At 66.7% G+C, this 21,852-nt stretch carries 21 protein-coding genes; 14 read left to right on the top strand and 7 right to left on the bottom strand.

The features are described from left to right. Positions 1 to 37 precede the first annotated feature (37 nt). Entirely contained in the window at positions 38 to 943 is a 906-nt protein-coding gene (locus V3B46_RS16950; protein ID WP_154264402.1) for a LysR family transcriptional regulator, read from the bottom strand. Between the two features lie 128 nt (positions 944 to 1,071). Between V3B46_RS16950 and V3B46_RS16945 the strand changes: the two genes are divergently transcribed. After that, a complete protein-coding gene (locus V3B46_RS16945) occupies positions 1,072 to 2,175 on the top strand; it encodes an alkene reductase (protein ID WP_154264992.1) in 1,104 nt (367 codons plus the stop codon). A gap of 49 nt (positions 2,176 to 2,224) precedes the next feature. Here the strand turns inward: V3B46_RS16945 and V3B46_RS16940 are convergent, their stop codons facing one another. After that, complete coding sequence (locus V3B46_RS16940) at positions 2,225 to 2,902, bottom strand: SMI1/KNR4 family protein (RefSeq protein ID WP_329892407.1); 678 nt, start codon at positions 2,900 to 2,902, stop codon at positions 2,225 to 2,227. 114 nt (positions 2,903 to 3,016) lie between these two features. Here V3B46_RS16940 and V3B46_RS16935 point away from each other — a divergent pair, with 114 nt between their 5' ends. Next, entirely contained in the window at positions 3,017 to 3,433 is a 417-nt protein-coding gene (locus V3B46_RS16935) for a VOC family protein (protein WP_154264404.1), read from the top strand. 51 nt (positions 3,434 to 3,484) lie between these two features. On the opposite strand, the gene V3B46_RS16930 is transcribed toward V3B46_RS16935, so the two are convergent. Further along, positions 3,485 to 4,369 carry a LysR family transcriptional regulator gene (locus V3B46_RS16930; protein ID WP_154264405.1) on the bottom strand — a complete coding sequence of 295 codons (885 nt, stop codon included), beginning with the start codon at positions 4,367 to 4,369 and terminating at the stop codon, positions 3,485 to 3,487. A 107-nt stretch (positions 4,370 to 4,476) separates the two neighbouring features. Between V3B46_RS16930 and V3B46_RS16925 the strand changes: the two genes are divergently transcribed. From V3B46_RS16925 to V3B46_RS16915, 3 genes are all read left to right on the top strand, one after another. Next, positions 4,477 to 5,535, top strand: a complete 1,059-nt coding sequence (locus V3B46_RS16925) for an NAD(P)-dependent alcohol dehydrogenase (protein ID WP_329892406.1) — start codon at positions 4,477 to 4,479, stop codon at positions 5,533 to 5,535. Between the two features lie 123 nt (positions 5,536 to 5,658). Then, complete coding sequence (locus tag V3B46_RS16920; RefSeq protein ID WP_329892405.1) at positions 5,659 to 6,915, top strand: NnrS family protein; 1,257 nt, start codon at positions 5,659 to 5,661, stop codon at positions 6,913 to 6,915. 31 nt (positions 6,916 to 6,946) lie between these two features. Then, the gene (locus V3B46_RS16915) at positions 6,947 to 7,543 is read left to right on the top strand and encodes a GrpB family protein (RefSeq protein WP_329892404.1); all 597 of its coding nucleotides are present in this window, start codon (positions 6,947 to 6,949) and stop codon (positions 7,541 to 7,543) included. A 33-nt stretch (positions 7,544 to 7,576) separates the two neighbouring features. On the opposite strand, the gene V3B46_RS16910 is transcribed toward V3B46_RS16915, so the two are convergent. Next, on the bottom strand, positions 7,577 to 8,941 hold the full coding sequence (locus V3B46_RS16910) for a glutamate--cysteine ligase (RefSeq protein WP_014038468.1): 1,365 nt from the start codon (positions 8,939 to 8,941) through the stop codon (positions 7,577 to 7,579). A 152-nt stretch (positions 8,942 to 9,093) separates the two neighbouring features. Between V3B46_RS16910 and V3B46_RS16905 the strand changes: the two genes are divergently transcribed. Then, on the top strand, positions 9,094 to 9,798 hold the full coding sequence (locus V3B46_RS16905) for a VIT1/CCC1 transporter family protein (protein ID WP_154264408.1): 705 nt from the start codon (positions 9,094 to 9,096) through the stop codon (positions 9,796 to 9,798). Between the two features lie 48 nt (positions 9,799 to 9,846). Here V3B46_RS16905 and yihA read toward each other — a convergent pair whose 3' ends face one another. Further along, positions 9,847 to 10,449 carry a ribosome biogenesis GTP-binding protein YihA/YsxC gene (gene yihA, locus V3B46_RS16900; RefSeq protein ID WP_014038472.1) on the bottom strand — a complete coding sequence of 201 codons (603 nt, stop codon included), beginning with the start codon at positions 10,447 to 10,449 and terminating at the stop codon, positions 9,847 to 9,849. Between the two features lie 156 nt (positions 10,450 to 10,605). On the opposite strand from yihA, the gene V3B46_RS16895 reads away from it, so the two are divergent. The 4 genes from V3B46_RS16895 to V3B46_RS16880 all read left to right on the top strand — a co-directional run bounded on the left by V3B46_RS16895 (position 10,606) and on the right by V3B46_RS16880 (position 13,891). Next, the gene (locus tag V3B46_RS16895; RefSeq protein ID WP_329892403.1) at positions 10,606 to 11,406 is read left to right on the top strand and encodes a c-type cytochrome; all 801 of its coding nucleotides are present in this window, start codon (positions 10,606 to 10,608) and stop codon (positions 11,404 to 11,406) included. A 106-nt stretch (positions 11,407 to 11,512) separates the two neighbouring features. Beyond that, entirely contained in the window at positions 11,513 to 12,163 is a 651-nt protein-coding gene (locus V3B46_RS16890) for a thiol:disulfide interchange protein DsbA/DsbL (protein ID WP_154264410.1), read from the top strand. A gap of 106 nt (positions 12,164 to 12,269) precedes the next feature. Then, positions 12,270 to 13,100: a thiol:disulfide interchange protein DsbA/DsbL gene (locus tag V3B46_RS16885; protein ID WP_164171416.1), complete on the top strand. Its 831-nt coding sequence runs from the start codon at positions 12,270 to 12,272 to the stop codon at positions 13,098 to 13,100. 53 nt (positions 13,101 to 13,153) lie between these two features. After that, positions 13,154 to 13,891 (top strand): endonuclease/exonuclease/phosphatase family protein, encoded by a 738-nt coding sequence (locus V3B46_RS16880; RefSeq protein ID WP_005419292.1) that lies wholly within the window; start codon positions 13,154 to 13,156, stop codon positions 13,889 to 13,891. A gap of 58 nt (positions 13,892 to 13,949) precedes the next feature. Here the strand turns inward: V3B46_RS16880 and V3B46_RS16875 are convergent, their stop codons facing one another. Next, positions 13,950 to 14,825: an EamA family transporter gene (locus tag V3B46_RS16875; RefSeq protein ID WP_329892402.1), complete on the bottom strand. Its 876-nt coding sequence runs from the start codon at positions 14,823 to 14,825 to the stop codon at positions 13,950 to 13,952. A gap of 72 nt (positions 14,826 to 14,897) precedes the next feature. Between V3B46_RS16875 and V3B46_RS16870 the strand changes: the two genes are divergently transcribed. The 4 genes from V3B46_RS16870 to V3B46_RS16855 all read left to right on the top strand — a co-directional run bounded on the left by V3B46_RS16870 (position 14,898) and on the right by V3B46_RS16855 (position 18,845). After that, the gene (locus tag V3B46_RS16870; protein ID WP_154264413.1) at positions 14,898 to 15,380 is read left to right on the top strand and encodes an Lrp/AsnC family transcriptional regulator; all 483 of its coding nucleotides are present in this window, start codon (positions 14,898 to 14,900) and stop codon (positions 15,378 to 15,380) included. A 90-nt stretch (positions 15,381 to 15,470) separates the two neighbouring features. Then, a complete protein-coding gene (locus V3B46_RS16865) occupies positions 15,471 to 16,022 on the top strand; it encodes a M23 family metallopeptidase (RefSeq protein ID WP_329892401.1) in 552 nt (183 codons plus the stop codon). A 171-nt stretch (positions 16,023 to 16,193) separates the two neighbouring features. Beyond that, complete coding sequence (gene fhuE, locus V3B46_RS16860; protein WP_329892400.1) at positions 16,194 to 18,326, top strand: ferric-rhodotorulic acid/ferric-coprogen receptor FhuE; 2,133 nt, start codon at positions 16,194 to 16,196, stop codon at positions 18,324 to 18,326. Between the two features lie 159 nt (positions 18,327 to 18,485). Beyond that, positions 18,486 to 18,845, top strand: coding sequence for a hypothetical protein (locus tag V3B46_RS16855; RefSeq protein WP_329892399.1), 360 nt, complete (start codon positions 18,486 to 18,488; stop codon positions 18,843 to 18,845). A gap of 78 nt (positions 18,846 to 18,923) precedes the next feature. On the opposite strand, the gene V3B46_RS16850 is transcribed toward V3B46_RS16855, so the two are convergent. After that, a complete protein-coding gene (locus V3B46_RS16850) occupies positions 18,924 to 21,785 on the bottom strand; it encodes a TonB-dependent receptor (RefSeq protein ID WP_049421358.1) in 2,862 nt (953 codons plus the stop codon). Positions 21,786 to 21,852 lie beyond the last annotated feature (67 nt).

The raw sequence follows: 21,852 nt of genomic DNA, 5'->3' as shown, positions 1-21,852 counted from the left end.
GCGGCTCCGCAGGCGGGGCCCGGTGTACGGGCCCCGCTCAATCAAACAGACCTTGTTCCGCCAACCGGGTCAGCTCATCCACCACATAGCGCACCTTCGGCCGCAGGTGGCGCGTCGGTGGCCACAGCGCATGGATGTCGATGTGCCGCTGCATGTGTTCGTCCAGCACCGATTGCAGCGCGCCGGAATCCAGATGGCGGCGCACCAGTGAAATGGGCATCTGGCAGATGCCGAGGCCGGCGATGGCCGCTTCGATCACCGCGTCGCCATCATTGAGTTGATAGGGCGCACTGGGAATGAACGTTCCCTCGCCCTCCTCGCTGCCGATCCGCCACCAGATCGGTTGCCCGTGGCGGAACCCGACGATGCTGCGGTGCTGCGCCAGTTCCTCCACCGTGCGCGGCACGCCATGCGCCTGCAGGTACTCCGGCGATGCGCAGGTGACCAGGCGCTGGCGCCCCAACCGGCGTGCGACCAGGTGCTCGGCCTGGTGCAGCCCACCGAAGCGGATCAGCAGGTCAATGCCCTCTTCGACTGGATCGACGAAGTGATCGGTGAACGTCATCGTCAACTGCAGGTCCGGATACTGCCGGCACAACCGCAGCAGCACCGGCAGCACCACCAGCCGCCCGAACGAGGACGGCATGTCGATGCGCAGCCGCCCGCTGGGCAGGCCGGCCGAACCCAGGCAGGCCTCGGCCGCGGATATTTCTTCCAGCGCGGCCGCACAGGAGGCGTAGTACGCCTCGCCATCGGTGGTCAGTGCGATGCGCCGCGTAGTGCGATGGAACAGTCGCACCCCCAGCCGCGCTTCCAGCCGGGCGATGGCCTTGCCCACCGCCGAGCGCGAGATGCCCAGCGCGTCTGCCGCCTCGGTGAAGCTGCCCGAGCGTGCGGTCGTGACGAACGTGACCAGGCCATTCAAGGATTCCAGAGGCAGCATCGCCCTCACTCCATTGGGGACAAAAATTCCCACACCAAGGGATATCGAAGCGCTTTATGCGCCTGCATGTCAACTCCATCCTGTATGCATCGCGCCGCTGGCGCCTCCCCCGCACCGAGATGACCGACATGACCGCCGCCCTGTTCCATCCCTTCGACCTGGCAGGCACCGCCCTGCGCAACCGCATCGCGATGGCGCCGATGACCCGCGCCCGCAATCCCGGCTCGATCGCCAACGCGCTCACCGCGCAGTACTACCGGCAGCGCGCCAGCGCCGGCCTGATCATCAGCGAGGGCACGCCGGTCTCGGCGCAGGGCCAGGGTTACATCGATGTGCCGGGCATCTGGTCGGACGAACAGGTGGCCGGCTGGAAGCTCGTCACCGAGGCGGTGCATGCCGCACAGGGCACGATCTTCGCCCAGCTCTGGCACGTCGGCCGCATGTCGCATGCCTCGTTGCAGCCCGGGGGTGGGCAACCGGTCAGCGCCGGCACCCGCCCGGTCGCCAGCGCACCGAAGAACACCTCGTTCGTCTATCTGGAAGACGGCAGCCGCGGCCATGCCGATCCCACCCCGGCGCGTGCGCTGGTCACCGAAGAGATCCCCGGCATCATTGCCGACTTCGCACGCGGCGCCGACAACGCCATCGCTGCCGGCTTCGACGGCATCGAGCTGCATGCCGCCAACGGCTACCTGTTCGAGCAGTTCCTCAACCCGCTCATCAACCAGCGCGAGGACCGCTACGGCGGCTCGCTGCCGAACCGCGCGCGATTGATCCTGGAGACGGTGGATGCGATGGCCCAGCGCATCGGCGCCCACCGCATCGGCGTGCGCCTGGCACCGAACAACCTCACCTTCGACATGCCGTTCTACCCCGACAACGAAGCCACCTATCTGTACCTGGCCGAGGAACTGGGCAAGCGCGGCCTGGCCTATGTGCACCTCAATGACAACCTGCAGGCGGGGCAGTCAGTGCTGGGCGAGGCCTTCCTGCAGCAGTTCAAGCAGGCCTACGGTGGCACGTTGATCCTGGCCGGTGGCATGACCCGCGAGCGTGCCCTGCAGTTGGTCGAGGCCGGCACCATCGACCTGGCCGCCTTCGGCCAACCGTTCATCGCCAACCCGGATCTGGTCGAACGCCTGCAGCGGGACATCGCGCTGGCCACGCCCGACCGCAGCACCTACTACGGGGGCGGCAGGGAAGGCTACCTGGACTATCCGGCTGCAGGCTGATCCCGCACGAGGTCGGATCCCCACCACAGGCGGGGCTCCGACCTTTGGTTCAGGCGTCCTCGCGCACGTAGGCGAACGACTCATCCAACCGCGCAAAGCCGATCACGTCAGCGACGATCGCCTGCGCGTCGTCTTCACTGATGTTGCCCGCTTCAATATCGTCAACGCGGGCGAACAGCCGCTGCAACGCCGCGTACTGGTCGCCGCGCAGGAAGGACTGGTGGGTCTGCAGCCAGCGCTGCAGATTCCCGGCCAGTTCGCCGTGCGACAGCAGCGTGTACGGCGGCTGGTAGTCGGCAACGGCTTCGACCATCTTGCGGAACAGGAAATCCTGGTAGCTGGCGGCCAGCACATCCGCGCAGTCGTCGTCATGCCACACCATCACCACCGGCGGCTCGCTGAAACCGGGCGCGTTGCTCCAGAAGCAGTAGCTGTCACCCGCGCCGGTGCGCGCAAAGGGCAGCAGCTGCAGGTCGGTGCGCAGGGGGTTGTAGTGATCTTCGGCGGTCAGCTCCTGCCACGCCTCGAGCAGCTCATCGTGTTCCAACGGCTCGTAATCCTGGGCGTACAGCAGCACCGGCGGGTCCGCCTGCAGCGTCGGGAACACCACCTCGGACCATTCCGGATGGGGAGTGCCCCAACTCAACCGACCCGCTGCATGCAACTGCTTGAACAAGGGCGGGAAGGACTGGCCGGTGGCCTGTTCGATGTCAGATAGCGCGCTCATGGATGTCCTTGCCGATGGAGGCCGCCCAGCTTGCCCGAATCCGCGCAGGAGATGTACCGGCAGCAGCCGGCGGCAGGACTAGACTGCAAGCACCGGATGCTGGAAATCGCCGCCATGAACGCCACTGCCCGCAGCTTCATCGTCAACATCGACGTACCCGACCTCGCCGCCGCCGAAGTCTTCTACGTGGCCGCGTTTGGATTGCGTATCGGACGTCGGCTCGGTGCCGGCGCGGTGGAACTGCTCGGTGGACCGACACCGCTGTACCTGTTGCAGAACGAGGCTGGCAGCGCCGCCACCGAAGACGGCGACGTACGCGACTACGAGCGCCACTGGACGCCGCTGCACCTGGACTGGGTGGTGGATGACATCGACGCCGCGCTGGTACGCGCGGTAACGGCTGGGGCAACACTCGAACAGCCGGTGCGCGCGCGACGCTGGGGGTGGATCGCCGTACTGGCCGATCCGTTCGGCCACGGCTTCTGCCTGATCCAGTTCAGCCGCGAAGGCTACGATGCGCTGGTCGAATGACCGATCGTGGTCGGTGCCGGCCCTTGGCCGGGCCTGCATCTCCCATCGCAGCTACTCCCGCAGCATATCCACGAACGCGCGCAGCGCACCTGGCATCTGCCGCTGCTTCGGGTAGTACAACGCGAAGCCGGCGAACGGTTCGCTCCAGTCTTCCAGCACCGCCACCATCTGGCCGGATTCGATGTACGGCTGCGCGGTGTCTTCCAGCACGTAGGCCAGGCCGATGCCATCGAGTACCGCGCCGACCACGGTACCCTGCTCGCCCAGCGTCAGCCGTCCGGGCACGTCGATCTCCAGCGCCTGCCCACCGCGCTCGAATTGCCACTTGTACAGATGCCCGCTGGCGAAGCGGAAGCGGATGCATTCGTGTGCAGCGAGATCGCGCGGATGCTGTGGCGCGGGATGCCGCCGCAGATAGTCCGGCGAGCCGACAATCAGCCCGCGCAGTGGTGGCCCCATCGGCACTGCCACCATGTCCTCGGGCACGAACTCGTGCAGGCGCACGCCGGCGTCGTAGCCCTCGGCGACGATGTCGACCAGGCCGTCGTTCTCGGTCAGCTCCACCCGCACGTCCGGGTGGGCGTGCAGGAAGCGCGCCAGCCGTGGTCCCAGCTGTGTCGCCACCGCCGCACGGGTGGCGTTGATGCGCAGCAGGCCAGCCGGGACAGCACGGAACTGGTTCATCTCCTCCAGCGCGTCGTGCACCTGCCCCAAGGCCGGCTGCAGACGCTCCAGCAGGCGCTGTCCGGCTTCGGTCAGGGCCACGCTGCGGGTGGTGCGATGGAACAGGCCCACGCCCAACCGTTCTTCTAGCGCGCGGATCGCATAGCTCACCGCCGAGGTCGACAGCGCCAGCTCGGCGCCGGCACGGCGGAAGCTGCGGTGGCGGGCGACCGCCGCGAACGCGGCCAGGTGGGAGAGATTGTCAGTGGCCATGATTGTGCAGTTTCACTTGATGAATCATGCCGATATACGGGCTTTTTGCCGCTGGGTACGGGGCGTATTGTAAAGCGCCTTTCGACAAACCCTGCCAAGGATTCCCCATGTCCCTCGCCCGTGGTTACGCCGCCCATTCACATACCGCCCCGCTGATCCCCTACGAGTTCGAACGCCGCGCGGTCGGCCCGGACGATGTACGTATCGAGATCCTCTACAGCGGCATCTGCCATTCCGACCTGCACCAGGCGCGCGACGACTGGGGTGGCTCGATCTACCCGATGGTGCCGGGCCACGAGATCATCGGCCGCGTCACCGAGGTCGGCAGCAACGTCACCCGCTTCAAGGTGGGCGACCACGCCGGCGTGGGCTGCATGGTCGACTCGTGCCGCCACTGCGACGCCTGCGAGCACGACCTGGAGCAGTACTGCGCCGAAGGCGCGACCTGGACCTACAATGGCCGTGAGCGCGAAAGCGGCGCGCCGACGTATGGCGGCTATTCCGACCACGTGGTGGTCGAGCAGCGCTTCGTGGTGAAGGTGTCCGACACCCTCGACCTGAAGGCAGCCGCGCCGCTGCTGTGTGCCGGCATCACCACCTGGTCGCCGCTGCGCCACTGGAAGGTCGGCCCGGGCCAGAAGGTCGGCGTGATCGGCCTCGGTGGCCTCGGCCACATGGGCGTGAAGTTCGCCAAGGCCCTCGGCGCGCACGTGGTGATGATCACCACTACGCCGGAAAAGGGTGCCGATGCCAAGCGCCTGGGCGCCGATGAAGTGCTGGTCTCGCGCGATGCCGCGCAGATGAAGGCGCACGCCGGCAGCTTCGACTTCCTGCTCAACACCATTCCGGTTGGCCATGACACCAACCCGTACATGGGCCTGCTCAAGCGCGAGGCCACCATGTGCCTGGTCGGCGTGCTGACCGAACTGGATCCGCCGCTGACCGGCGGCAGCGTGATATTCGGCCGCAAGCACCTGACCGGCTCGGCGATCGGCGGCATGGCCGAAACCCAGGAAATGATGAACTTCTGTGCCGAGCACGGCATCGTCAGCGACGTCGAAGTGATCGACATGAAGGACGTCAACGAAGCCTGGGAACGCATGGCGAAGAACGATGTGCGCTACCGCTTCGTGATCGACATGGCGACGATGAAGAACGCCGCCTGATTGATCAGCGACTGTGAACGAAGAACCCCGGCACTGCCGGGGTTTCTTTTTGGGAGTGCCGGCTGCTGGCCGGCAACGCCGTACATCGGCCGGCCTGCGGTCGACACGCCCCGCACGCCTGGCATGACGAAGATCAAGCACCCGGCCACCAGCCGGGCGCAGACTCGCTGCATGGCCCGCCTGCCCTCCCCTGCGATGCTGATGCGCGCGCCGCACCGGCTGCTGTTCTTCATCGGCGCCAGCAACCTGCTGCTGGCAATGCTGTGGTGGGCGTTGTGGCTGGGCGCATTGCGCGGGTTGTGGACGCCGCAACCACCTCCGCTGCCTCCGGCCTGGCTGCACGCGCTGCTGATGCAGTACCTGGTACTGCCCAGTTTCATCTTCGGCTTCCTGCTCACCGTGTTCCCGCGCTGGATGGCACAGCCGGAGCTGCCACGCAGCCGTTATGCGCCGGTCGGCATCGGCCTGTTCGGCGGGCAGGCGCTGCTGATTGCCGCCGCCTGCGGGTGGACACCCGGGCTCTGGCCCGGCCTGCTGCTGGCACTGGCCGGCTGGAGCGCCGGACTGATCGTGCTGGGACGCGTGCTCAAGGCCGCCGGTCCCAACCGCAACTGGCATGCGCGCGCCTGCTATGCCGCACTGCTGCTGGGCTGGCTGGGGCTGCTGCTGTTCATGGCGGCGGGGCGCGGCCACGCCACGCTGATGCCGGCCACGGTGGCACTCGGCACATTCGGCCTGCTGCTGCCGGTCTACCTCACCGTCGCGCACCGGATGATCCCGTTCTTCGCCAACAACGTGGTGGATGGCTATGTGGCGTGGCGCCCGCTGCGCTGGTTGGCTGCGATGTGGGTGCTGCTGATGCTGCGCCTGCTGTTGAGCGCATTGCAGGTCGACCACCTGCTGTGGCTGGCCGATGCGCCGCTGCTGATGTTGTCGCTGCAGGCGTTGTGGCACTGGTGGCCGCGCGGACCGATGCCGGGCCTGCTTGCCGCCCTGTTCCTGGCGCTGGCGTGGCTGCCGATCAGCTTCGCGTTGTATCTCCTGCAGGACATCGGCCAAGTGCTCGGCCATCCGCAACTGCTCGGCCGCGCGCCGCTGCATGCCCTCGCCGTGGGCCTGTTCGGCAGCCTGCTGGTGGCGATGGTGACCCGGGTCACCCAGGGCCATTCCGGGCGACCGCTGGTGATGCCGGCAGTGGCCTGGTTCGCGTTCGTCGCGCTGCAGGCGGTGGCCATCATGCGCATCGTCGCCGAGCTGATGCCGGACGCCTACGCGTGGCATTTCGCCGCCGCCATTGGTTGGCTGCTGGCACTTGCGCCATGGGTGGTGCGGCTGGGCTGGATCTACCTGAGCCCGCGGCGCGACGGCAAGCCGGGCTGACATCACCGCCGGGCATGGCACCATGGTGGGCATGTCCGATATCCCGCTCGATCCCACCGCAATCACTACCTTCGCCGATGGCGACCCTGACGAGAATCCCTGGGTTCTCGGCGCGCCGCAGCCGGAAGCGCTGCAGGTGGTGCCCTGGTCCACGCTGTGGGCCGACCAGTTCGAGCAGCTGCGCACGCAGCTGCAGGCGGCACTCGGCAACACCGCGCTGGGCATTGAACACGTCGGCTCCACCGCGGTGCCGGGCCTGCCGGCCAAACCGGTACTGGACATCGACCTGCTGGTTGCCGATCCCGCCGACGAAGCGACCTGGCTGCCACCGCTGCAGGCACTGGGCTACGTGCTTACCATCCGCGAACCCTCGTGGTACCAGCATCGCATGCTGCGACTGGACGTGCCGCGCGTGAACCTGCACGTGTTCGCACCTGGTTGCGCCGAGCACCTCCGCCACTGCTTGTTCCGCGATTGGCTGCGCAGCCATGAAGATGACCGCAGGCGCTATGCACAGGCCAAGCAGGCAGCACTGCAGGGCAATGCAGACGTGCAGGCCTACAACCGCAGCAAGCAGGAAGTGGTTCGCGGCATCTACGCGCGCCTGTTCGCAGCGCGCGGGTGGTAACGCAACGGCAGGTTGGCACCTGCCGGAACAGTGTCAGTACGCGAATTCGCGGAACACCGGATCAACGTCGCCGTGCCAGCGGCCATGGAACAGCGCCAGCTTGCGTTCGGCCGGAGTCAGGCCGGACTCGACGATCTCCTGCAGCACGTCCAGGAACTTGCTCTCGTCCTGGCCGTCGGCATTGCGCGCCGCGCGGCGCTTGAGTCCCTCGACGGAAATCTTCACCGCTTCACGGGCGAGGTCACGCACGCTGCCATTGCGGAACGGCAGGTTCATCGCATGCTTCGGCACGCCATCGCGCAGTGCATGGCGCTCGGCCAGGGTGAAGTCACGCACCAGGTCCCAGGCGGCATCCAGTGCGGTGTCGTCGTACAGCAGGCCGACCCAGAACGCCGGCAGCGCACACAGGCGGCTCCACGGGCCACCGTCGGCGCCTCGCATTTCCAGGTACTTCTTCAGGCGCACTTCCGGGAACGCGGTGGTCATGTGGTCCGACCAGTCGCGCAGCGTCGGCAGCGCGCCCGGCAGCACCGGCAGCCTGGCCTGCATGAAATCGCGGAAGCTCTGCCCACTGGCGTCGTGGTAGATGCCATCGCGGTAGGAGAAATACATCGGCACGTCGAGCAGGTAATCGACATAGCGTTCGTAACCGAAGCCATCCTCGAACACGAAGTCGAGCATGCCGGTGCGGTCGGCGTCGGTGTCGGTCCAGATATGCGAGCGGTAGCTCAGGTAGCCGTTCGGCTTGCCTTCGGTGAACGGCGAATCGGCGAACAGCGCGGTGGCGATCGGCTGCAGCGCCAGCGACACGCGGAACTTCTTCACCATGTCCGCTTCGGTGGCGTAGTCCAGGTTCACCTGCACCGTGCAGGTGCGGGTCATCATGTCTAGGCCGAGCGAGCCGACCTTGGGCATGTACGCGCGCATGATCTTGTAGCGGCCCTTCGGCATCCACGGCATCTCATCGCGCTTCCACTTCGGCTGGAAGCCCATGCCGAGGAAGCCGAGCTGCAGTTCGCCGGCCACCTGGGCCACTTCATTGAGGTGGGTGCCAGTCTCCACGCAGGTCTGGTGGATGGTCTCCAGCGCCGCTCCGGACAGTTCCAACTGACCGGCCGGTTCCAGCGTCACCGAGGCACCATCGCGCAGCAGGGCGATCGTGTTGCCGTTCTCCTGCACCGGCTCCCAGCCGAAGCGGACCAGGCCGTTGAGCAGCGCTTCGATGCCGCGCTCGCCTTCAAAGGTCGGCGGGCGCAGGTCATCCAGGCGGAACCCGAACTTCTCGTGCTCGGTGCCGATGCGCCACTGCGCGCGGGGCTTCTCGCCGGAGGCGATCACCTCCACCAGCTGCGAGCGGTCGGTAATGGGTGTATCGGCGACGTGGCTGGGGCTCGACAAGGGGAAGGCTCGCTGGACGGTGGCGGGGGATGTGGGGCCCGGGGCCTTCCATCGCAAGGGCGCACTATAGCGTGGCACTCCGTCACGTCATGCGACGGTGACGGGTTTCAGCATCCTACCGACGCCCTCTTGACCCTCGTACACTCAGGGTCATGAGCCGCCATTCACGACACCCCGAACTGCACCGCTCCGAGCGTGTCGGCTGGTTGCGTGCCGCCGTGCTGGGCGCCAACGATGGCATCGTCTCGGTGGCCGGCCTGGTGGTCGGCGTGGCCGCCAGCGGCGCCTCCGCGGCGACCATTCTGGCCACCGGCGTGGCTGGCACCGTGGCCGGCGCGATGTCGATGGCCGCCGGCGAGTACGTCTCGGTACAGACCCAGGCCGACACCGAAGATGCCGACCTGGCGATGGAAAAGCGCGAACTGCACGAAGATCCGCACAGCGAGCTGGAAGAGCTGGCCGCGATCTATCGCCACCGCGGCCTGGAGCCGGCACTGGCGCGGCAGGTGGCCGAACAGCTGACTGCCCATGACGCACTGGGCGCCCACGCCCGCGACGAGCTGGGCATCACCGATACCCTGCGCGCCCGCCCGCTGCAGGCAGCGCTGGCCTCGGCCGGAGCGTTCACTTGCGGCGCCGCGCTGCCGGTACTCACTGCACTGCTTGCGCCGGCGGACAAGGTCGCGGTGATGACCACGACCAGTACCCTCCTCGGCCTGTGCCTGACCGGCGCGATGGCGGCCCAGGCCGGCGGCGCACCGCCATTGCGCGGTGCACTCCGCGTCGTGTTCTGGGGCGCGTTGGCGATGGCCGCCGCCGCCGGCGTCGGTCGCCTGCTCGGCGCCCATGTGGCATGAGTACCGGCGGAATATTTTCCGCTGGAATGCGCCGCTGTTGCCGAGTCCTTACTCCAGCCCCAGCCAGCCGCCGATCACGCCGCGGGCTTCGTCCACGCCGGTGCGGTCTTCGCCGGAGAACACCTGCACGCTGACGCTGTCGCCGTAGGCCGATTGCAGTTCCTTGCGCACCTTCTGCAGGGACTGCATCTGCTGGCTGCGGCTGAGCTTGTCGGCCTTGGTCAGCAGCGCGTGCGCCGGCAGACCACGCTGCACGGCATAGGACAGCATCTGCCGGTCGTAGTCCTTCAGCGGATGACGGATGTCCATCACCACCACCAGTCCCTTCAGGGCTTCGCGGGTGCGGAAATACCTGTCGATGAAGGCCTGCCAGTGCGCCTGCAGGTCCAGCGGCACCTTGGCGTAGCCGTAACCGGGCAGGTCGACCAAGTGCGCTTCCGGGGTGACCTGGAAGAACACCAGCTGCTGGGTGCGGCCGGGGGTCTTGGAGACACGGGCCAGGGCGTTCTGGCGGGTCAGCGCGTTGAGCGCACTGGACTTGCCGGCGTTGGAGCGGCCGGCGAAGGCCACTTCGGCCCCTTCGTCGGGCGGCAGCTGCCGCACGTTGTGGGCCGAAAGGTGGTAACGGGCGCGTTCGATGAGCAATGACATGTGCCTAGGATCGCATGTTGCGGCGCCGCGCGCCCGTGCCGGCGGCCTTTGCGGGCATTTTGCTGCACTGCTGCGTTGACCGTGCGCGGAAACGGCGTTGATAATCCGGGCGATGCCGGCGGCCACCGCCCGGCCCGGTCCATACGGAGCTTCAGCATGCGCCACGCTCGCGTTCTTGCCGTATCCGCCCTTGCCACTGCCGTAGTCGTTGCCGCTGCTGCGTTCGCGCAGACCACGTTGACCCCGCTGCCCGACAACGGGCCGATCAACACTGCCTCGCTGGAGGTCGATTTCAGCAAGACCCGCTGGGGCGATGCCAAGGCCGGCCAGACCAAGGCCTCGGCCTGCGCGGCCTGCCATGGCGCCGACGGCAATTCCACGGTGGAGATGTACCCGTCCATCGCCGGCCAGAGCGAACGCTATGTGGCCCAGCAGATGGCCCTGATCGCCAATGGGCAGCGCAGTTCCGGCGCGGCGGTGGCGATGGTGCCGTTCGTGCAGAACCTCACCCCGCAGGACATGCGCGACATCGGCGCGTTCTTCGCCACGCAGAAGGCCACCGCCGGCATCGCCGATGACACGGCGGTCACCGACGGCCCCTACAAGGGCATGAAGTTCTACGAGATCGGCCAGCAGCTGTACCGTGGCGGCGATGCCAAGCGTGGCCTGCCGGCCTGCATGGCCTGCCACGGCCCCAGCGGCGCCGGTAATCCGGGGCCGGCCTATCCGCACATCGGTGGCCAGCACGCCAGCTATGTCGCGCGCCGCCTGCAGGAATACCAGGCCGGCCAGACCAACGAGACCGACAAGGCGCACTTCCAGATCATGGCTGCGGTTGCGCAGAAGCTGAGCGAGCAGGAGGTGCAGGCGCTGTCGAGCTACCTGCAGGGCCTGCACAACAAGGCCGACGACGTGGCCGTTGCCACCGCGCCGGCACAACCGGCTGCCGCCCCCTGACCACCACTGGTCGGCCCGGGTCGCCACGCCTGCCCGCGGCTGCGGTATGTTTCCTTCACGCCGGCGACCGCGCCGGCGTTGCTTTTTTCAATGGAGATGCGTGTCGATGAGGTTGATTTCCCGCCTGCTGTTGTCTGTGCTGGTGCTGCTGCCGCTGGTAGCCTGCGCCGCCACCCCCGCCAATGCCCCGCTGGTCGAAGGCAAGGACTACGAGCGCATCGCCCAGCCGGGCCCCTTCCAGCCGCTGGCCGGCAAGATCGAGGTGGTCGAGGTCTTCGGCTACACCTGCCCGCACTGCGCCCGTTTCGAACCGCAGCTGGAAGCCTGGGCAGCCAAGCTGCCGTCCGATGTGCGCTTCACTCCGGTTCCGGCAGCCTTCGGCGGCGCCTGGGATGCCTGGGCACTGGCCTACTACGCCGCCGACGAAGTCGGCGTGGCCAAGCGCAGCCATGCCGCCGTGTTCAAGGCCCTGCACCAGGACGGCTCGCTGCCGATGCAGAACGTCTCGGCTGATGAGCTCGCCACCTTCTACAAGGCCTACGGCGTGACCCCGGACCGTTACCTGCAGGCCCTGCGCGGCGATGCCGTACAGAAGAAGGTCGACACCGCCCGCGCGTTCGCCCAGCGCACCAAGATCCCCGGGACCCCGGCGCTGATCATCAACGGCCAGTACCTGGTCCGTGGCGACAGCTTCGACGACCAGCTGCGCATCGCCTCGGCGCTGATCGCCCAGGCCCGCGCCGCCCGCGGCCGCTGAACCAACACCCACCACCGACACGGCGCCGTCGCCGCCGCGTGTCATCATTTCCCCCTGGCCGGCGCATGCCGCCGGCCCCACCTTTCCAGATGCTGGAGACGTTTCCATGAAGATCCGTTACGCCCTCGCCCTCGCAGCGCTGCTGCCGATCCTGGCGGCCTGCAAGGCCGACGACGGCAGCACCAACACCACCGCGGCCCCGGCCGAACCGGCTGCAGCTCCGGCGACCACCGAACCGGCCACTCCGGCCGCGGGTACCGAAGGCGCCGCCCCGGCCGCTGCCGAAGGCGAGAAGGCCGCGGCTGAAGCCGCCCCGGCCGCTGCACCGGCCCCGACCACCACCGCACTGACCGGCCCGGCCCCGGTGGAAGGCGCCGACTACCAGGTGATCCCGAACGGCCAGCCGTTCCAGCCGGCCGCCGGCAAGATCGAAGTGACCGAGATCTTCGGCTATGTCTGCCCGGCCTGCGCCGCGTTCCAGCCGCTGGTCGGCCCGTGGAAGGCCGGCCTGCCGAGCGACGTGAACTTCGTCTACGTGCCGGCCATGTTCGGCGGTACCTGGGACAACTACGCCCGTGCCTTCTACGCCGCGCAGACCCTGGGCGTGCAGGAGAAGACCCACGAAGCCCTGTACGCTGCCATCCATTCGCAGAAGACCCTGAAGGGCGAGCGCGGCACCGATTCGGTTGACGACATCGCCAAGTTCTACGGTGCCTACGGCGTGGATCCGAAGCAGTTCGCCGCCACCATGGGCAGCTTCGCGGTGAATGCCAAGACCAACTCGGCCAAGCAGTTCGCCCAGCGCAGCCAGATCAGCGGCACCCCGTCGATCATCGTCAACGGCAAGTACCTGGTGAAGGGCAAGAGCTTCCCGGACATGCTGCGCATTGCCGACCACCTGATCGCCCGCGAACGCGGTGCGGCCCAGGCTCACTGATCCAAGAGAAGCGTTTCCCGGCCGTGAATTCCCCCCGTACACGGACCCTGCGCTTGCTGACGGCCAACATCCAGGCCGGCTCAAGTACCCGCCGCTACAGCGACTATGTGACCCGCAGCTGGTCACATGCGCTGCCGGCGGGCCGCAAGCGCAGCAGCCTGGACGCGATCGCCACCCTGGCGCGCGAACATGACATCGTCGGCCTGCAGGAGGCCGACCCGGGCAGCCTGCGCTCGGGCTTCACCAACCAGACCCACTACCTGGCCCAGCGTGCCGGCTTCAACTACTGGAGCCACCAGCCGAACCGGCGCATGGGCGGGGTCGCGTCCAGCGCCAACGGCCTGCTGAGCAAGCTGGAACCGGTGGAAGTGCAGGATCACGCCCTGCCCGGCCGTATCGGCGGGCGCGGCGTGCTGCTGGCCAAGTTCGGCGACGGCGCCGATGGCCTGGCGGTGGCGGTGGCGCATCTGTCACTCGGTGCGGGCTCGCGGATGTCACAGCTGGGCTTCATTGCCGAGCTGCTGTCCGACCATCCCAACGCCGTCCTGATGGGCGACTTCAACTGCCTGGCCGAACGCCCGGAAATGCAGGTGCTGTACCAGAAGACCCGGCTGCAGCCCCCAGGCTGCATCGTGCCGACCTTCCCCAGCTGGCGCCCCGACCGCGCCATCGACCACATCCTGGTCAGCAGCGGCCTGCAGACCCGTACCGTGGAAGCCGTACCGGCCGCGTTCTCCGATCACCTCGCCCTGGCGATGCAGATCGACGTCCCGGCCGACGCCCTGCGCTGACCGCTCCTGGTAGGTGCCAACCTTGGTTGGCACGCTCTGCGCCGGGCATGGCCCGGCGCTACCCGGCCTGCACCACCGGTACCTTCAGCCGACGCGCGGTCATCGTGCTGCCCACCGAGGCCAGCACCGTGCAGCCGATCGCCAGCCACTGCAATCCATGCAGGTGCTCGTGCAGCAGCAGCATCGCCCACAACGCGGCCACCGCCGGTTCCATGCTGATCAGGATGCCGAACGTCTCCTTCGGCAGGCGCTTGAGCGCCATCATTTCCAGCGACATCGGGATCGCGCTGGAGACCAGCGCCACCAGCAGGCCGGCCGCCAGGATCTTCGGGTCCAGCAGCGCGGCGCCGGCATGCACCACACCCACCGGCACCACCACCAGCGACGCTGCCAGCAAGCCCAGCGAGACCGAATGCCCGGCGTGCAGATGGCCGGCACGCTTGCCGAACACGATGTACAGGCCCCAGCACGCCGCCGCGCCCATGGCATACAGCACGCCGGCCGGATCCAGCGCCGGGCCGCCACCGATCGGCAACAGCAACAGCAGCCCCACCGCCGCGCAGCCCACCCACAGATAGTCGATCGGTCGTCGTGATGACAGCATCGCCACCGTCAGCGGCCCGGTGAACTCGATGGCGACCGCGATGCCGAAGGGAATCGTGCGCAGGGCCATGTAGAACAGCAGGTTCATCAGGCCCAGGGTGAGCCCGTAGCGCAGGATGGTGATCGCATCCACGCGGCTGGTCTTCCAGCGCCATGGCCGCCAGAACAGCAGCAGCAACAACGCCGAAAAGCCCACGCGCAGCGCGCTGGTGCCCTGGGCACCGATCAGCGGGAACAGGTGCTTTGCGTAGGAGGTGCCGATGGCCAGCGAGGTGACCGAGCCGAGCACCGCCAGCGCCGGCAACATCGGCGCGAGTCGTGAGGTCTGCATGCGCAAAGTCTATTGCGCCGGCGCCGAGCACTTGGCTCAATTGACAGCCCGTTCGTGCAACTTCTGCTCGCCATGGCCACCGCCCCCGTGCTCGACAGTTTCGACCGCGCCATCCTCGACCTGCTGCAGCGGAACAACACCCTGCCGCAGCGCGAAATCGCCGAGGCCGTGCACCTGTCCACTCCAGCGGTGCAGCGCCGCATCAAGCGCCTGCAGGACAGTGGCGTGATCGCGGCCAATGTAGCGGTGGTCGCCGCGGCCAAGGTCGGGCGGCCGCTGACCATCATCGTCGAGGTACGCGTGGTCAGCGAGCAACGCGAGCGGGTGGCGCCGTTCAAGCGCCGCGTACAGGACGACCCGGCCGTGCAGCAGTGCTACTCGATCACCGGCGATGGCGATTTCCTGCTGCTGCTTTCGGCGGCGTCGATGGAGGAGTACGAGGCGATCACCGAGCGCCTGTTCGGTGGCGATGACAACATCGAGCGCTTCCGCACCTCGGTGGCACTGGGCACGCTGAAGCGGAGTTTCGAGGTACCGCTGCTACCGCCCCTGTAGAGTCGAGCTTGCTCGACTGCCCTTTGACGACTGCCCTTTGACAGTGAAGCAACCGCCGTCGAGCATGGCGCGACGCTACAGTCCGAAGCCATGAGCACAACCACCTCCCCCGCCCACCGCCTGCGCCGCTGGCTGCTGCGTGGCCTGTTCCTGGCCATTGCCATCGTTGCCGCGATGACGCTGTGGAACAGCCCGTGGGCGGCCGCACCGCGAATGCTCTGGTCACTTTCGCAGATGCCGGCCGCTACGCACCTGCCGGTACCGGTGGACGGCATACGCCCAAGCGAGATCGCCAACACCTTCGGCGCACCACGCGGTCGTGATCGCTCACACGCCGGCATCGACATCTTCGCCCAGCGCGGCACGCCGGTGCGCAGTGCCACGGCCGGGGTCATCGCGGATGTCAGCGAACGCGGCCTCGGTGACCGCCAGGTCTGGGTGATCGGGCCCGGGCGGGAACGCTACTACTACGCGCATCTGGAAGGCTGGGCCGAGGGCCTGGCGCGCGGTCAGGTGGTGCAGGCCGGTGACCTGCTCGGCCACGTGGGCGACAGCGGCAATGCCAGGGGCACGCCGCCACATCTGCACTGGGGCATCTACGGCACGAACGGCCCCCGCGACCCGTTGCCGTTGCTTCGCTGATCGTCATGGCGCACCCGCGCCGAACTGCTCATGATTTGTAAATAGGAATAGTTCGTATTACCATTTCTTTCGTTTTCGGTGGTGCCAGGACGGCCTGCCCGTCCTTCCCCTACCCGTAGCGCCTCGCCTCCTGGATGCCGGCCGAACGCGCGTGCTCGTCCAGGACCCCCCATGACCCGTCCCGCCGTCCATACCCTGCAGCCACAGCGGCTGTCCGTTGCCGTGCTTGCCGTTCTTTGCGCCGTGGCCCCGTCCGCCTTCGCCGACACCGCCGCCGATCCGACCACGCTGGACAAGGTGGTGGTCAAGGGCGAACGTGCCGAAGGCTATTCGGTGCGCCGCACCTCGGCCGGTACCCGCTTCGATCTGGCACCGCGCGAGATCCCGCAGTCGGTCAGCATCATCAGCCACCAGCGAATCGAAGATCAGAAGCTGGACGACATCATCGACGTGCTGGCCAACACCACCGGCGTGACCAGCACCCAGTCCGACAGCGAGCGCACCGAGTTCTACGCGCGCGGCTTCTACATCGATGCCTACCAGTTCGATGGCCTGCCGACGCAGATGGTGCAGAACTGGAGCTACGGCGATTCCGGCCTGGACCTGGCCCTGTACGACCGTGTGGAAGTCGTGCGAGGTGCCACCGGCCTGCTCAGCGGTGCCGGCAATCCGTCCGCCTCGGTGAACCTGATCCGCAAGCATGCCGACAGCGCCGAGCTGACCGGCAGCGTCTCGGTGAACGTGGGCAGCTGGGGCCGCACCCGCACCACCGTGGACGTCGGCAGTGCGCTGAACGCCAGTGGCACGGTGCGTGGCCGGGTGATCGGCAGCTACCTGGACACCGATGGCCAGATGGACCGCTACAACCAGCGCAAGACACTGGGCTATGCGGTGATCGACGCCGACCTGACCCCGGACACGCAGCTCAGCGTGGGCTACGACTATCAGCAGAAGCGTGCCAACGGCGCAACCTGGGGCGGCTTCCCGATGTGGTACGCCGACGGTAGCCCGACCAACTACCCGACCTCGTTCAATCCGTCGCCGGACTGGACCTACTGGGACACCACCAGCAAGCGTGCGTTCGCTACCCTGCAGCATGCCTTCAGCAATGGCTGGAAGTTCAAGATCGGTGCCACCCACGATCGCACCAAGGCCGACGACAAGCTGTTCTATCCGTCCTACACCGCGTTCGACAAGAATACCGGTGCTGGCGTCACGCCGATGGCCGGTTTCTACAACACCGAACGCAAGGTTGATGGTATCGATGGCTACATCGATGGGCCGTTCCAACTGTTCGGCCGCGAGCACCAGTTCATGGCCGGCCTGAGCTACAACAAGCGCGAGTTCGCCAACTACGGTGACTTCCAGATGGGCGGTCCCAATTGGAAACCGTTCGACAGCTATCTCAACTGGACCGGCAACATCGCCCAGCCGAACTGGAATCCGCTGGCGCTCGCCAGCCAGGGCACCATCACCCAGAAGGCCGGCTACGCGGCCGCACGCCTGTCCCTGGCCGATCCGCTGAAGCTGATCCTCGGTGCGCGCTACACCAACTGGAAGAGCGAAGGCGAGAACGCCGACCGCGAACACAAGGTGACCACCCCGTACGCCGGCCTGGTGTATGACATCAACGACACCTACTCCGCGTACGCCAGCTACACCGAGATCTTCCAGCCGCAGACCGCACGCGACCGCAACGACCGCTACCTCGATCCGGTTGATGGCAAGAGCTACGAGGTGGGCGTCAAGGGTGCCTGGTTCGACAACCGCCTGAACGCTTCGCTGGCGGTGTTCCGTATCGAACAGGACAACGTGGCCCAGGCCACCAGCGAACCGATCATCGGCCGTCCAGGCGAGTTCGCATCGATCGCCGCACGTGGCACCGTCAGCCGCGGCTTCGAGTTCGAAGTGAACGGCGAACTGGCGCCGGGCTGGAATGCCACCTTCGGTGCTTCGCGCTATGTGGCCAAGGACATCAACGATGCCGACATCAACACCAACCTGCCGCAGACCGCGCTGAAACTGTTCACCAGCTACACCCCGCAGTCGCTGCAGGCACTGACCGTCGGCGGCGGCGCCAACTGGCAGAACCGCATCTACTACGCTGCGCCGGTGGTGGGCCGTTTCGAACAGGAAGGCTACGCGCTGGTCAGTGCCTTCGTGCGCTACCGCATCTCGCCGGAGTTCAGCGTGCAGGCCAACCTCAACAACCTGCTGGACAAGAAGTACTACTCGCAGATCACCGGCTACGGTGCCTACGGCGACGGCCGCAATGGCTCGCTGACCTTCACCTGGTCGTTCTGATGCAGATGGCGCCGGGCATGGCCCGGCGCCTGCGGAACCCGGTCCGGTATGCTGCAGGGCCTCGCCTGCCAGGAAGGCTGCATGTCACCACTCGCGCGAAGCTTGGTCTCCCTGCTGATAGGGGCGCTGTGTGCGCCAGCGTTGGTGATGCACGTGACAATGCTGCTGGGCCTGTTGCAGAACCTGCCCGATGCCCTGCACGAACTGCCCCATGCCTCGCTGCGCGACTGGGGCGCGGGGCTTCTTTCCTGTCTGTTTGCCGCCAGCGTACTGGCATGGCCGATCCTGGCATGGATGACGATCGGCTGGATCCGCAATGTGCCTGTGCACCGCGCCTGGGTCTGGATCGGCACGTTTCTGGCCGTGGCATGGATGCTGCCCTTGCCGAAGTTCCTGATCTTCGCCGTGTTTGTTCTGCCGGGCATCGTGTTCGCTGTCTACCTGTGCCTGTGGCACCGGTACCCGCGGGTGCGCGATCCGTTCGGCGAGGAAGACGGTCCAGCACCGCCGGTGGTGTAGGCGCATATCCGCCGGGCATGGCCCGGCGCTACCACCGGTGCCGGAACCATCCGGCACCGGTGATCACATCACATCACATCAGAAACGCAGATCCGCGCGCAGGTACCAGTAACGGCCACGCGGGATGTCATAGGTCGAAGCGTCGTAGCCGTTCAACGAGCACGACAGGCAGATCGGCGGATCCTTGTCGAACACGTTGTTCAGGCCGGCCGTCAGCTGCAGCCCCTTCATCCAGTCGATCTTGTAGCCCACCTGCATGTCATGGAAGGTGGTGGCCGACAGCGTATTGGTGCCCGCCGCCTGGTTGCTGCAGACCGGGAATACAGAGGCGTCACCGCAGTTCTCGGTCAACTCGGAAATATGCCGCACGGTCCAGTTGGCGCTCCAGCGGTCCAGCGTCCAGCCGATGCTGGCATTGCTGGTCCATTCCGGAATCGAGCTGTCGGCCACTTCCACGCCCGGCTTCTGCGGCTGCTTCTGGCCCGCCGCACCGGTGGCCTCGTAGCGGCCGACGAACGTGTTCTTCCAGCCCAGCTTGAACTGGCCGATCGAGCTCTGCGGCAACGTCCAGAACAGATCCACGTCCCAGCCATCGGTCTTGATCGAGCCGAGATTGGTCAGGCGGTTGTTGAAGCTGCTCACTGCACCGGTACTGGCGCGGGTGATGCCATCGCAGTAGATCGGATCCAGCGTTTCCACGCACAGGTCCAGCTGGGTCTGCGCGTTGATTGCCTGGATCGCGCCATCGATGGCATGGCGATAGAAGGTCACCTCCACGTCGAAGCGCTCGGACCACGAGGTGTTGTTGCCGAACCACGGGCTCCACACGAAACCGGCACTGAAACTGCGCGAGCGCTCCGGATCCAGCTCGCGGTTGCCGCCGGTGGTCACCGAGATCTGCGAGTTGGCCTGCTGGAAGCCGGCCGGGACCCCCAGCGCGGCACAGTTGGCGGCGCTGCCGCGCGGCGGCGTACCGCCCAGGCCCACCGAGCATGGATCGAACAACTGCAGATCGGCACGCGCGGCCGAACCGTACAACTCACCGATCGATGGTGCACGGAAGCCCTCGGCATAGGTCGTGCGCAGCACGAAATCGTCGGTCACCTGCCAACGCAGGCCGTACTTGGGCGTGAACTCGCCACCGAAGGTGGAGTAGTCCGAATAGCGGCCGGCCAGGCTGAGGTCCAGCTTCTTGCCGAATGAAGAGTCGGCGAAGATCGGCACGCTCAACTCCAGGTAGGCCTCGTTGACGTCATACGAGCCTGACGTCGGCTGTGAAGGCACACCGTTGTAGTGGCCCGCCACCGTCAGCGGATCGGGCTGGTACGAACCCTCGTACTTGCGATACTCGAAGCCTGTAGCGAACGACACCGGGCCGGCCGGCAGCGTGAACAGGTCGCTGGACAGGTTGGCGGTGAACAGGCTCAGTTCGTTCTGGCTGCGGTCACGCACCACCGGCTGGATCCACTTCAGCATGTCAGGAGTGATAGAACCGGCACCGCCGAAGATGTTCAGCGGCACGCACCCCGGCGTCGCCGCACAGACGGACGGATCGCCCAGCGCCATGTTGACGTTGTAGATGTTGTAGCTGCCGTAGTTGGTCTGTTCGGCCTTGTTCTTGCTGTACATGCCGTTGACGTCCCAGTACCAGCTGCGGTCAGCCGCCTGGAAGTTGCCGACGAAGCCGGTGGCGAAATACGTGGTGTCCACTTCCTGCTTGAACACGCGCGCGCCGCCTTCTACTGGACGGCGACCGATCAGGCTCAGGTTGTCACCCGAGACCAGGTCGAAGCCGAACGGGTTGTACGGGTTGAGCGCAGACACGGTGATGTTGTCGGCCAGCGGATTGCCGGTGGCGCCATCAGGGCCGAAGAACAGCGGCTCCGGGCCGGCCTGGTTGGTCGACTCACGGCGGTTGCCCAGTGCCTTGACGTACCACTGCACGTTGTCGGTGATGTCGAAGCGGAACTGACCGAACAGGCCCTTACGCTCCGACGGTGTCAGCACCATGTTGTACTCAGCGAAGTTGAAGCGATCAGCACTGGTGAAGCAGTGATAGTCATCGGTGCGCGCGCAGCCGGCACTGCCGTCGTAGCGCGGGTTGCTCACGCCGGTATTGGGCACGATGTTCTGCACCGCACCGGTGTTCGGGTCGGTGAACATGAAACGGCCCTGCGGAATGCCACCGCTGCCGAAGGCCAGGCCGGTGCCGGGAATCGGGAAGCGCGACTGCTCGCGGTCCTTGGCGAACACCGGGTCCTGCTTGGTCCAGCTGGCGCCCAGGAACAGGCTGAAGCGATCACCGCTCTTGCCCCAGGCCAGGTCCACGCCCTTCTGCGTACCGTCGCCCTTGCTGTACTCGCCGTAGTTCAGGGTCACCTGCCCGCCATCGAAATCGCGGCGGGTGATGATGTTGACCACACCGGCAATGGCATCGGAGCCGTACAGCGACGATGCACCATCTTCCAGCACTTCGATGCGTTCGACGATGGCCAGCGGAATGGTGTTGAGGTCGGTGGCCGAGCCCACACCGGAGGCGGACGACTCATTGACCCAGCGGATGCCATCGACCAGCACCAGCACGCGCTTGGCACCCAGATGGCGCAGATCGACCTGCGCCGAGCCGGCGCCTACACCGCTGCCATCAGGCGGGAAGCCGAAGTTGCCGGACGAATTGAACTTGGCATTGAGCGCCGAACCGGATCCGGTCAGTTGCTGCAGCACCTCGCCGATCGAGGTCAGGCCGGTGCGTTCAATGTCACCGCGCGTCAGCGTCTGGATCGGTACCTGGCCTTCGACTTCAGCGCGCTTGATGCGGGTACCGGTGACTTCCACCGCATCGAGGTTGGTGGTGGATTGTGCAGCGGCACCCAACGGTGCCAGGGTCATCACGCACAGCGCGACGGCAACCGCCAACGGGCGGTGGTGCAGGTGATTCATTCGCTCTCTCTCCAAAGGAATGTCGGGACATGGGCTGCCGCACTCCCTCCCTGCATGGCAGCGCCGT

Source organism: Stenotrophomonas sp. SMYL11, assembly GCF_036320005.1.
GTDB classification, from domain to species: Bacteria; Pseudomonadota; Gammaproteobacteria; order Xanthomonadales; family Xanthomonadaceae; genus Stenotrophomonas; species Stenotrophomonas maltophilia_A.
Note: the sequence above shows the minus strand (reverse complement) of the source record. Positions and strands in the feature narration are given on the sequence as shown.